General features: G+C 67.6%; 12 protein-coding genes. 6 read left to right on the forward strand and 6 right to left on the reverse strand.

Going from position 1 to position 11,021, the window contains the following annotated elements; all coding sequences use genetic code 11:
• The 4 genes from VGF64_02185 to VGF64_02200 form a co-directional block, all read left to right on the forward strand.
• The coding region (locus VGF64_02185; GenBank protein HEY1633537.1) for a glycoside hydrolase family 15 protein at nucleotides 1–573 on the forward strand (573 nt) is incomplete at its 5' end.
• Between the two features lie 144 nt (nucleotides 574–717).
• Nucleotides 718–1,326, forward strand: coding sequence for a sulfite oxidase-like oxidoreductase (locus VGF64_02190; protein HEY1633538.1), 609 nt, complete (start codon nucleotides 718–720; stop codon nucleotides 1,324–1,326).
• Nucleotides 1,296–2,066, forward strand: coding sequence for a ferredoxin reductase (locus tag VGF64_02195; protein ID HEY1633539.1), 771 nt, complete (start codon nucleotides 1,296–1,298; stop codon nucleotides 2,064–2,066). The genes VGF64_02190 and VGF64_02195 overlap by 31 nt, the downstream gene beginning before the upstream one ends.
• A gap of 1 nt (nucleotide 2,067) precedes the next feature.
• Nucleotides 2,068–2,334 carry a DUF6510 family protein gene (locus VGF64_02200; GenBank protein ID HEY1633540.1) on the forward strand — a complete coding sequence of 89 codons (267 nt, stop codon included), beginning with the start codon at nucleotides 2,068–2,070 and terminating at the stop codon, nucleotides 2,332–2,334.
• A 66-nt stretch (nucleotides 2,335–2,400) separates the two neighbouring features.
• Here VGF64_02200 and VGF64_02205 read toward each other — a convergent pair whose 3' ends face one another.
• On the reverse strand, nucleotides 2,401–3,039 hold the full coding sequence (locus tag VGF64_02205; GenBank protein ID HEY1633541.1) for an NAD(P)-binding domain-containing protein: 639 nt from the start codon (nucleotides 3,037–3,039) through the stop codon (nucleotides 2,401–2,403).
• A 140-nt stretch (nucleotides 3,040–3,179) separates the two neighbouring features.
• The gene (gene trxA / locus VGF64_02210) at nucleotides 3,180–3,857 is read right to left on the reverse strand and encodes a thioredoxin (protein ID HEY1633542.1); all 678 of its coding nucleotides are present in this window, start codon (nucleotides 3,855–3,857) and stop codon (nucleotides 3,180–3,182) included.
• Here trxA and VGF64_02215 point away from each other — a divergent pair.
• Nucleotides 3,790–4,560: a VOC family protein gene (locus tag VGF64_02215; GenBank protein HEY1633543.1), complete on the forward strand. Its 771-nt coding sequence runs from the start codon at nucleotides 3,790–3,792 to the stop codon at nucleotides 4,558–4,560. The two genes, trxA and VGF64_02215, sit on opposite strands and share 68 nt — an antisense overlap.
• Nucleotides 4,561–4,782: 222 nt before the next feature.
• Here the strand turns inward: VGF64_02215 and VGF64_02220 are convergent, their stop codons facing one another.
• From VGF64_02220 to VGF64_02235, 4 genes are all read right to left on the reverse strand, one after another.
• Nucleotides 4,783–6,015, reverse strand: a complete 1,233-nt coding sequence (locus VGF64_02220; protein ID HEY1633544.1) for a hypothetical protein — start codon at nucleotides 6,013–6,015, stop codon at nucleotides 4,783–4,785.
• 75 nt (nucleotides 6,016–6,090) lie between these two features.
• On the reverse strand, nucleotides 6,091–8,220 hold the full coding sequence (locus VGF64_02225; protein HEY1633545.1) for a xanthine dehydrogenase family protein molybdopterin-binding subunit: 2,130 nt from the start codon (nucleotides 8,218–8,220) through the stop codon (nucleotides 6,091–6,093).
• Nucleotides 8,217–9,206 (reverse strand): xanthine dehydrogenase family protein subunit M, encoded by a 990-nt coding sequence (locus VGF64_02230; GenBank protein ID HEY1633546.1) that lies wholly within the window; start codon nucleotides 9,204–9,206, stop codon nucleotides 8,217–8,219. The genes VGF64_02225 and VGF64_02230 overlap by 4 nt, the downstream gene beginning before the upstream one ends.
• On the reverse strand, nucleotides 9,203–9,709 hold the full coding sequence (locus tag VGF64_02235; protein HEY1633547.1) for a 2Fe-2S iron-sulfur cluster-binding protein: 507 nt from the start codon (nucleotides 9,707–9,709) through the stop codon (nucleotides 9,203–9,205). The genes VGF64_02230 and VGF64_02235 overlap by 4 nt, the downstream gene beginning before the upstream one ends.
• Before the next feature lie 386 nt (nucleotides 9,710–10,095).
• Here VGF64_02235 and VGF64_02240 point away from each other — a divergent pair.
• Nucleotides 10,096–11,021: ATP-binding protein (locus VGF64_02240; protein ID HEY1633548.1), on the forward strand; the 926-nt coding region annotated here is incomplete at its 3' end.

An 11,021-nucleotide genomic window follows, 5' to 3' on the forward strand; every position in this document is an offset into this window, starting at 1 on the left:
GTGGCCCTCGACCGGGCCATCGCCCTGGCCGACCGGCTCGGTGCGCAGGACCAGGTGGCGACCTGGAAGCGGACCATGGACGAGATCCACGAGACCGTCGTGACCAAGGGCTGGAGTGACAAGGCCGGCGCCTTCACCCAGCACTTCGGCTCGGACGACCTCGACTCCTCGAACCTGATGATGCCCATCGTCGGCTTTCTTCCCGCCGCCGATCCGCGGATGCTCGCCACGATCGATGCCACGGCGGCGCGCCTCACCGACGAGCGGGGCCTCTTGTACCGCTACGACACCCACGGTGGGGTTGACGGCCTGGAGGGCCCTGAGGGCACCTTCCTGTTCTGCACCTTCCACTTGGCCCAGGCGCTGGCCCTGGCCGATCAGCCGCAGCGGGCCCGGGAGGTCTTCGAGCGGGCCATCGCCCACGTGAACGATGTGGGCCTGCTGGCCGAGGAGGTCGATGACCAGGGAGATCTCCTGGGCAACTTCCCGCAGGCCTTCAGCCACATCGGTCTGGTCAACGCGGCGTGGGCCATCTCCGAGGCCGAGCGCCGTCAAGCTGACTCGGCGGTCTGATCAACCGCGCTCGCTCGCCGGTGGTGTCGTTCCTGCCCGATTTCAAACTCACGTAGGCGAGCGGCGATCTCGCGGCGGTCGGCGACCCCGCCTACCTCGTGATCGCGGGAATCGAGAGTTGTAGTCTTCAGTCGAGGAGGAGCCATGCCCAGGATTTCCCGTGGTTTCCATGGCCGGCGCCGGACGGACGTCGACTCGTCTCGGATCCCGCCAGGCCAGTACGTGGTGGATCCCGAGTTCCCGGTCCTGTCCGCCGGCCCTACGCCTGATGTACCGCTCGCCAGCTGGAGCTTCACCATCGACGGGGAGGTGGATGAGCCTCGAACGTGGACGTGGGACCAGTTCCTCGCCCTACCGAGCGAGAGCGTGACAGTCGACATCCACTGTGTCACCAAGTGGTCGAAGATCGATACCGTATGGAAAGCGGTATCGCTCGACGTCCTCTTGGGGGAGGTCGAGACGAGCGCCGAGTACGTGACCGCCAGCTCCGAGGGCGGCTACACGTCGAACCTGCCCCTCGCCGACATCATGGACGGGCAGGCCTGGGTGGCGTACCAATTCGATGGGGAGCCTCTCGAGCCCGAGCATGGCGGACCCGCACGCCTGCTGGTCCCGCACCTGTACTTCTGGAAGAGCGCCAAATGGCTCCGGGGCCTCACGCTCATGAACGAGGACGAACCCGGATTCTGGGAACGCTACGGCTACCACAACTACGGCGATCCGTGGAAAGAACAGCGGTACTGGGGCGACTAGGGCGTCGCCGCGCTCCACTCACGTGGCGTCTTGGCACCGTCACCGCCCTTCGGGACGAGACACGTCACGCCCGGACGCTGGTCCTCGACGTTCCGGACTGGCCGCAGGACCAGCTGGCCGGCATGCACGTCGACGTCCGGCTGACAGCCGACGACGGTTACCAGGCCGAGCGTTCGTACTCGATCGCGTCTGCTCCCGAGGACACCGGGCTGGCTCTCACCGTCGAGCGGATCGACGACGGCGAGGTGTCCCCCTACCTGACCGAGGAGGTCCAGGTCGGGGACGGCTTCGAGCTGCGAGGTCCGATCGGCGGGTACTTCACCTGGCACATCAGCGATGGCGGCCCCCTCGTGCTGGTCGCCGGTGGGTCGGGCCTGGTGCCCCTGATGGCCATGATCCGCCATCGCATGCGAGAGGCGAGCGAGGTCGACACGCGACTGCTGTTGTCGTCCCGGTCGTGGGCCGATGTGCTCTACCAGCAGGAGCTGGCCGCAGCGCCGGACCAGGGCGTAGCGACCTATTTCACCCTCACCCGCCACTCCGACCCCGGATGGACGGGATGGACGCGCCGGGTCGACGCCGAGATGCTGAGCGAGGTCGGACCGGATCCCGCCCAGCGGCCGCTCGTCTACGTGTGCGGACCGACACCCTTCGTCGAGGGTGTGGCGGGGCTGCTGGTCGATCTCGGGCACGAGGCGGGGCAGGTGCATACCGAGCGGTTCGGACCGACGGGAGGATGAGATGAGTGGTTCGGAAGTTCATATCGACGGCAACGGCGTGGCCGGCGTCCTGGGGGAGATCTTCGTCGGCGAGATCACCTCGGCGGAGCGAATCTGCCAGTCGTGCGGGTCGCGTCGGGCCGTGGGTGCCCACCGCGCCTACCAAGGCGCGGGGATCGCCCTGCGCTGCCCGGTCTGTGGCGACATCGGCGCCATTGTCGGGACGAGGGGCGATCGGGCCCACGTGCTGGAGCTTCGAGGCACCTGGGTGCTGATGCCTCCTCACTGATCGCCGCGGGCGTGTCGGCGCCGGTGCTGTGCTTGAGTACCTACGGGGTCCGATTGTTCCTTAGCATCACTCTCCGACCGCAGGTAACCGCAGGAGATTGTGGCCGGCCAGAGGCCCCCCGACCTGCTGCATCCGCCCGCCCGTCACGAGATCACCAAGGTCGATGGCAAAAAAGCCGGCGGCTCCGAACAACTCGATGACCGCCTGTTTGGACGACGCGTCGTCGCCGGATACGAAGATCACCCGGCTGCCGCCTTCCTCGCTGGGATCTGCGCCCAAGAGGTCCGCCGCGAGGGTGTTACCCGCCTTCACAAGCCGCGCACCTGGTACAAGCTCGGCCACCAGTTCACTTGATGTACGGCCACCGAGGGGGGCTGGCTGAAGCTCGGGCAAGAGCAGCGCGTTGGTGGCGTCAATGACTATCTGACCGGACCAAGACAGGTCCTTAGCCGCGGCAGGGATGCTGTCCCACGGAACGGCAAGAGCCACGATGGGGCAGCCTGCCGCCTCAGTGATCCTGGCGGCCGTCACTCCCCCGCCAAGAGCGGCTACCACCGAAGTCAACGACTCGGGGCGCTGGCTGTTCGCGATCACGACCTCCCGGCCAGCGCGGAGCGCGGTCCGGGCCAATGCCTGTCCGGCACGGCCGGCGCCGACGATGCCGATTGTCTCGATTCGAGGCGTTGCGGATGCCGATTGGACCATCTCGTGACCTCCTGAGCCGGCGAAGCGCTCGAGCGGCTCCGCAGATATTCGGTGCGAGTTGGCTCAGCACCAGTGAACGCTACACACCGACCCGTGTCGCCTCTCGTCGTCGCACGACGAAGATACGTCCCCCGCGACACCTACGAATTGGAGATTGCGAGTGAGCGCTCGAGCCAGCCTCGCAGGACATGCTCGGGCGCGGCCCCGGTCTGCCGAGCCACCTCCTCTCCCCCTCGCATCAGCAGCAGAGTCGGGATCCCCTGTACCGAGAAGCGGTTGGCGAGCCTCGGCGTCTCGTCCACGTTGACCTTGACCAGCTTCACGCGGCCCGCCATCGCTCGCGCAAGTTGCTCGAGGGCCGGGCTAACCATGCGGCAGGGCCCGCACCACGGCGCCCACAAGTCGACCAGCACCGGGATCTTCGATGCGTCTGCAATGTCCGAAAATGTCTCGTCCCCGGCATCTACAATCCACGGCAGCTGCTCATGGCACTGAGCACACCTGGGCGTTCCCCCGGCTGCCAGGGGAACCCGGTTGTTACGCCCGCAGTTCTCGCACCGGATGATATTGGTTGGTGTTGACGTGACGCGATCATACCCCCGCAGTCGCGCCGGACTCCGGCAATGAGCTCCGGCCAGGGTACGTCTGGCTACAGCTCGCGACACCGACGCCTCCCATCGGCTCGCCGGGTTGCAAAGTGCAGTTAGCGTTGGCTCAATAGCAGCACAAGATCGAACACGGAGGTGGCGGTTGACTACGCGTGACACTCCATGGCCGGAGGGCACGCCGTGCTGGGCGGACCTGGGCGCGCCGGACATAGCAAAGGCGAGAGAGTTCTACAGCGACGTTTTCAGCTGGACGGTTCAGCCTGGGGCGCCGGAGACCGGCGGGTATTCGGCAGCAGAGCTCAACGGCCGGGGTGTCGCTGGTGTCGGCCCGAAGATGGGCTCACCGGAGGCGCCCACGATGTGGTTGACCTACCTGGCGACGTCGGACGCCAACGCAACCGCCGCCAAGATCACGGGCGCCGGCGGTCAGGTGGTCACGGCACCGATGGACATCATGGATATCGGCCGGATGGCGGTCGCCGTCGATCCAGCCGGTGCCGTGTTCGGCGTCTGGGAGGCCCGCGCCTTCCCCGGGGCGCAAATCGTGAACGAGCCCGGGGCGATGTGTTGGAACGAGCAGGTGAGCTGGGACTTCGAGGGCAGCCGGGCGTTCTACGCGGCCGTGTTCGGCTACGAGTACGGCGACACGAGCGGCGGTTCCAGCTACGCGACTTTCAAGGTCGACGGCAGGGACGTCGGCGGCATCGGCGGCCTTCACGCCGGCGTGCCAGCCGATACCCCAGCCGCCTGGAGGTTGTACTTCGGCGCGGCAGACACCGACGCCTTGGTTACCCGGGTGCAGGCCAACGGCGGCTCGGTCATCCGCGAGCCAATAGACCATCCGTACGGCCGGATGAGCACCGTCGCCGACGACCAGGGCGCTCTCTTCTCGCTACTTGGCGTCACGCCCTAGTGGACGACGCTGGCCGACGGATCTACGTGCCGCACACCGAACGGGTGCGGGTTCGTTGGATCTGAGTCGAGCGCGAGCGAGCCGCCAGAGCTCGCGACGTTGATGATGCGTCCCACCGGCGCTTCGCGAAGGAGTGGCAGCATCGCTGGCCTCTTCGCTTCACTCTAACGGGAGCCGCTGGGCGGGAGCCTGGACTTCTGCGATCCCGATCGGGTCCCGACTTCATCCCGTCGCCTTGGTCCTCGATGCCGAGGTGAGCGGCCATCGCCGCCCGACGGCGACATGGAGGATGATCCCGGCGCCGATGAACGTGAGCGCGGCGCTCGTTACCCAGTCGTCAGGAGTGGCCTTGGTCCAGTGGACGCTCTCTGCATAGGCCGCCAGGGAGCGGTCCAGCGCCACGGTCAGGAGGGCGATGAGGGTGAGGGTGAGAAGCCGGCCTTGCGATGGCCTCACCTGTGAAGCCGGCCAGCCGTCAAAAAGCATGGCTACGATCAGCGTTGCGGTGATGAGGCACCCACAAACGGCGCGTATGGCGCCGGGTTGCCAGTGAGCGAGATCGTGCAGCACCAGATACGTGACCACACCAGCTCCGATGACAGCGGCGTTCCCGCTCGCCAGACGAAGCCACCGGGTTGAGAGCTCTCTGAATGGCCACCCGCGCAAGCCAATGAAGAACAGCGCCTGCCAAACCCCCACTGCGACGAGCGCCGCACCGAAATCTGCGGCAGCGATGGGGCCGCCAGGGTTGCGCAAGCCGGTGGCGGCCCGCAGGGCCGCCGGCACGGCGTCGGTGTTGACCACGAGCAGATAAGCCGCGACGGCAACCGCCCATGAGACAGCGAGAGCGACGACGCCGGAGCGTAGCCGACCGAGGGCACGAAGCGGCCAGCCCTCCGAGACCAGCGTCAGCTGGAGCATCGCTGCAAAGACCGTTCCGCCGAGAGCAAGGGTGGCTGGAAACGTGGTTGGCCGCCCGGGGCTGGGGTGCGCCACGAGGATGGCATGTAAGTCGACGCTCTCGACGATAGCCTGGCCGAGAACGGTCAAGACCAGTGCCGCGACGATCACGAGGCCCGTGTCGACCAGTCCTGACAACGGTGCCTGGAGACCGGATCCCGGCCAGTCGTTCCACCAGAAAGCGATCATCGCGATGGCGGCGAGGGCAAAGGTCGCAAGCGGGCCGAAGATCAGGAGCGACGTCTCGGTCGCGCCGGTGCCGATTGCGAGGGGGAAGAAGACGGCGGCGACAAACAGAATGCCGACCAGGCCAAGCCCCGGCTGGGCGGCCAACCGGGCGCGCTCGAAATTGGTTGCTTCCCGGCCGAGCAGATGTGGCGGCGTCGTGAGCAGCGGTCGACTGGGGAGAGGCGGAGTTCGGACGTCGGCGTAGCGGCGAGCCGGACGCGGCTGTCCAGTCGGCGTGGTCGGCCCAGTCGAACCGGCCGCACTCACGCTGCACCCAGCGATTGTGGGTGCGCCCCACAGGCATGGTCGACTCCGCCTGCCAAGGCGCGCACGTGGTAGCTCTCAGAGCAGCTTGTCGAGGGTGATCGGCAGGTCGCGTACACGCACGCCGGTGGCGTGGTACACGGCGTTCGCTATCGCCGCCGCGGTGCCTACGCAACAAACCTCGCCGATCCCCTTGGACTTCATCGGGTTGGTGTGTTCGTCCTCCTCATCAAGGAACTGTGCTTCGATTGAGCCGACGTCGGCGTTGGCCGCGATGTGGTAGCCGGCGAAGTCGTGGTTGATCACGTGCCCGAACTCCGGGTCGAGCACGCTGTGCTCGAACAGCGCCGTCGAGAGCCCCTGGGTCATCCCCCCGATCAGCTGGGAGCGGGCTGTCTTCGGATTGATGATCCGACCCGCGTCGAACACCCCCAGCAGGCGAGGCACCCTCACTTCGCCGGTGTCCCCGTCCACCCGGACCTCGGCGAACTGGGCACCGAAGGCATGCATCGCGTACCGAGCCAAGTCGGGATTGTCCGGCATCTCGGCGCTCGCCTCGAGTCCTTCCGGCGGCACGGTTCCGCTGTGCTCGGAGTCCAACTTCGCTCGCAGCTGATCGGCGGCGGCGACAATCGAGGATCCCCAGCAGTTCGTCCCAGATGAGAAGCCGGCGGACGAGGCGGGGGGCAACCCGGAGTCGCCGATCTGGAGCTCGACGTCCTCGAAACTGGCCACGAGGGCATCGGCGGCGATCTGCCTGAGGGTGGTCCAGGTGCCGGTGCCGATGTCGGCGGCCGCGATCGACACCGTGTAGCGCCGGTCGGGGCCCACCCTGATCGACGCCACCGACCCCGGCAGCGGAAAGGCGCCAGGGTAGGTCGAGGCGGCGACGCCCGTCCCGACGAGGCAGCCCCCGTTGCGCCGGGCCCTCGGAGTTGAGTCTCGTCCCTCCCACCCGAAGCGGCGGGCGCCGTCGCGCAGGCAAGCGACGAGGTTCCGGCTGGAGAAAGGCAGGCCGCTCTCGGGGTGGATGTCGGGGTCGTTGCGGACCCGAAACTCGACAGGATCGAGCCCGGAGGCGATGGCCATCTCGTCCATTGCGGACTCGAGGGCGAACATGCCCTGAGCCTCGCCCGGCCCTCGCATGATGGTGGGCGGGGGTACGTCCAGGGCTGCGAGCCGATGCGTCGTACGTCGGTTGGGGGCGGCGTACATCACTCGGGTGCACACCGCGATCTGCTCGGCGTACTCCTTGCCTCTGGCGTGTTGCTGCACTGCGTCGTGGGCGATCGCAGTGAGACGCCCTCCTGTGTCGGCGCCGAGCTGGATCCGCTGGACCGTGGGGCTCCGGTAGCCGACCAAGGAGAACATCTGCTGGCGCGTGAGTATGAACCTCACCGGCCGACCGGCGACGACCTGCGCCGCCATGCCGGCCAGGACCGCATAAGCCTGGGGATAGACCTTCGACCCGAAGCCACCCCCGACGTGCGGCGAGATCATGTGCACCCGCTGCGGGTCCAGCCCGAGCGCCCGGGCAATCAGCCCTGCGGCCATGGTCACGCCCTGGGATGAGCAGTAGAGTGTGAGCTCGTCCTCACTCCAGATGGCGACGGCGGTGTGGGGCTCCATGGGACTCTGGTGCATCATTGGGGTGGTGTAGGTCTCGTCGAGGCGGACGGCGGCCGACGCCAGCCCGGCCTCGACGTCCCCGAGGGCGGTGTCGGCAGGCATCCCGTTCTGGAGCTCGCCGCCGCCGGCACCGAAGAAGGCAGCGTTCACCGGCTTGCGGAGGTCGTCACGGTCGGCCCGCAGAGCGACGTCGTGCGCGCGCTCCTCATACTGGAGCCGGACCAGGCCGGCGGCGTGGCGGGCGACCTCCGAGGTCTCGGCGACCACGGCGCCGACCAGTTGGCCGCGGAAGGCGACCTGGTCGGTGTACAGGACCGCGATCTCGGGGTCGTCCGTCCAGGCCAGCCTCGGCGCGTTCTCGTGGGTGAGGACGGCGAGGACACCCGGCTCTCCGGTGGCAGCACCGGTATCGATTCCGGTGATGCGCCCGGCGGCGATCGTCGCCTGGAGCGGGAACAGGTAGGCGGCCCGCTCGACCGGCTGCTCGAAGGCGTAGGTGGCGTTGCCCCTGACCTTCAGCGGGCCGTCGACGCGGTCGAGGGGCATGCCGATGGCTCGGGTCATGGTGATGGTGCTCATCGCGCCTCCTCGGCGAGATCCAACAGCATGCGGGTGATGACGTTGCGCGCCAACGGGACCTTGAAGGCGTTGCCGGAAAGCGGCTGGGCGTCGGCGAGCTCTGCCTGTGCGGCAGCGCGGAAGTTGTCCTCGTTGGCGGGTACACCCCTCAGCGCCTCCTCAGCTTTCGTCGCCCGCCACGGCTTGTGGGCTACGCCGCCGAGCGCCAAGCGCACGTCTCGTACGACACCGTCGGCGACGTCGAGGGCGGCGGCCAGCGACACCAGCGCAAAGGCGTATGAGGCCCGGTCCCGTACCTTGCGGTAACGCGAGTTGGTGACGAAGCCGAGCGGCGGGATGTCGATGGCTGTGATCAGCTCACCGTGGTTGAGCATATTGTCACGATCGGGCTGGTCCCCCGGTAGCCGGTGCAGCTCGATGAGTGGAAGCGACCGCTCGCCGTCCGGTCCCTGCGTGCGCAGCTTCGCATCGAGGGCCACCATCGCCACGGCCATGTCCGATGGATGGGTGGCAACGCAGTGCTCAGAGGCGCCGAAAATGGAGTGATCACGGTTGTAGCCATCGATCGCCGAGCAGCCAGTGCCAGGCTGGCGTTTGTTGCATGCCGTGGTGAGATCCTGGAAGTAGACGCAGCGCGTGCGCTGCAACAGATTTCCTCCGGTGGTCGCCACGTTGCGGAGCTGACCGGAGGCTCCGGAAAGCAACGCCTCGGAGAGCATCGGATAGCGGCGCCGGATTCTCCGATCGGCGGCCAGCTCGCTGTTGCGCACTGCGGCGCCGATCCGGATGCTTCCGTCGGACAATTCGGTGATCTGATCAGAGGTGAGCTGCCTCACGTCGACCAGCAGGTCGGGGGTGGCGATGCCGAGCCGCATATGGTCAACCAGATTGGTCCCGGCGGCGAGGAATCTCCCGTTCGGTGACCCTGCAAGCGCCGTGACGGCGCTGGACACGTCAGCAGGCCGTTCGTAGCGAAACTCCCTCATTCCGTCACCTCCGCGATCGCCGGGACGATGTTGGCGTAGGCAGCGCACCGGCAGAGGTTCCCGCTCATGCGTTCACCGATTTCTGCGTCGTCGAGGGTGAACTCGTCGGAGCTGATGTCCCTGCTCACCACGGACGGCCAGCCTGATGCCGCTTCTTGCAGCATGCCTACCGCCGAGACGATCTGGCCCGGTGTGCAGTAGCCGCACTGAAAGGCGTCATGCTTGATGAAGGCCTGCTGGACGGGGTGGAGCTTGCCGTTGCTGAGCCCATTGGCCGTGACAATGTCAGCCTTGTCGTACGCGACGGCCAGTGCCAGACAGCTGACCGCTCGCCGTCCGTCTAGCAGAACGGTGCAGGCGCCACACTGCCCATGATCGCAGCCCTTCTTGGCGCTGGTGATGCCCAGACGCTCGCGTAACGCGTCCAACAGCGTCGTTCGCGTGTCGACCGTGAGGCGATGCTCTGACCCGTCGACGCACAGCGTGATTTCGATGTCCATCATCTTCTCCTTGAGATCCTCACCGATGGCCTCTTCGCCGCTCCCCTATGGCGTCGGCGATGCCGGCGAGCGTGTTGCGGGCACGTCATGACAGCGGTGACGACCTGTTGGAGAGGCACTCCGCTGCCGTGATGGGGATCCCGGGATTCGATGACATCGCAGGTCACGTCATCGATCGTGACCTTCTCGGCGGGTTTGTGCGGTTTCGCGGAGATGGCCATGACATTCCGCCCCGAGATCTGGTGGCTGGACAAGCAGATCTTCCGTCTAGCCCCCTCTGCTCGCACCGGGGCGAGTACCTGCACGACCCCCTGACTTCCGATGCGGCGGGCTGTCGAGGCCGTTGCGGGGCAGGTTGCCGCAAGCACTCGCCCCAGCTCATTGGGGCGATGGCGAGCTACCGTGGTCGGTCGTGGGGGCGCGTGGCTGAGCCCGGTGGCAGGTTGGTCGAGCGTGATCGAGAGCTGGAGCGGATCCGGTCGTTGCTCCAGGGAGCGCAGGACGGTCGAGGAAGAGCGCTCGCTATCGAAGGCCCGGCTGGGATCGGCAAGACTGCGCTGCTGGCGGCCGCCCGGCAAGCGGCCGAGTCCGGGGGCTTCAGGCTGCTGCGAGGCCGGGGCGCCGAGCTCGAGCGCGAGTTCGCCTTCGGTGTGGTCCGCCAGCTGGTCGAGCCCGTGTTGGCCGGGGCGTCGGAGGGCGAGCGCGCCTCGATCTTGGACGGGCCGCCCGCCGTGGCGGCGCGGCTGCTTGGCCTCCCTGGGCTGGCCGAAGGCGTAGGTGCGGTGCCGCCGGTCGCTCCCGACCCAGCCTTCGCGGTGCTGCACGGGCTCTACTGGTTGTGCGCCAATCTGGCGGCCGAGCGCCCGCTGGCCCTGGTGCTGGATGACGCCCACTGGGCAGATGGCGCGTCACTTCGCTTTCTGGCCTTCCTGCTGCCCCGCCTCGAGGAGCTGCATCTGGCCGTGCTGCTAGGAGCTCGGCCGGCCGAGGCAGGGGACAATCGGGACCTGCTCGCGGCGCTCACGACGGACCCGGCCGCCGAGTCGGTCACCCTGAGGCCGCTCACCGCCGGCGGAGTCGGCACGCTCGTGGCCATGGGCTTGGACGCCGCGCCGGATGATGACTTCGTGGCGGCGTGCCGGACGGCGACCGGCGGCACGCCGTTTCTGGTCCACACGCTCGTCGAGGCGCTACGCGAGGAGCGCATATCCCCAGTTGCCGCCTCGGCGGGCAAGGTGCAGGATCTCGCCACTGCCAGCTTGGACCGCTGGGCGATGCTGCGACTCGCGCAGCTGGGTCCTGATGCCACCCGCCT

It is taken from the genome of Acidimicrobiales bacterium (genome assembly GCA_036491125.1).
Taxonomy (GTDB): domain Bacteria; phylum Actinomycetota; class Acidimicrobiia; order Acidimicrobiales; family AC-9; genus AC-9.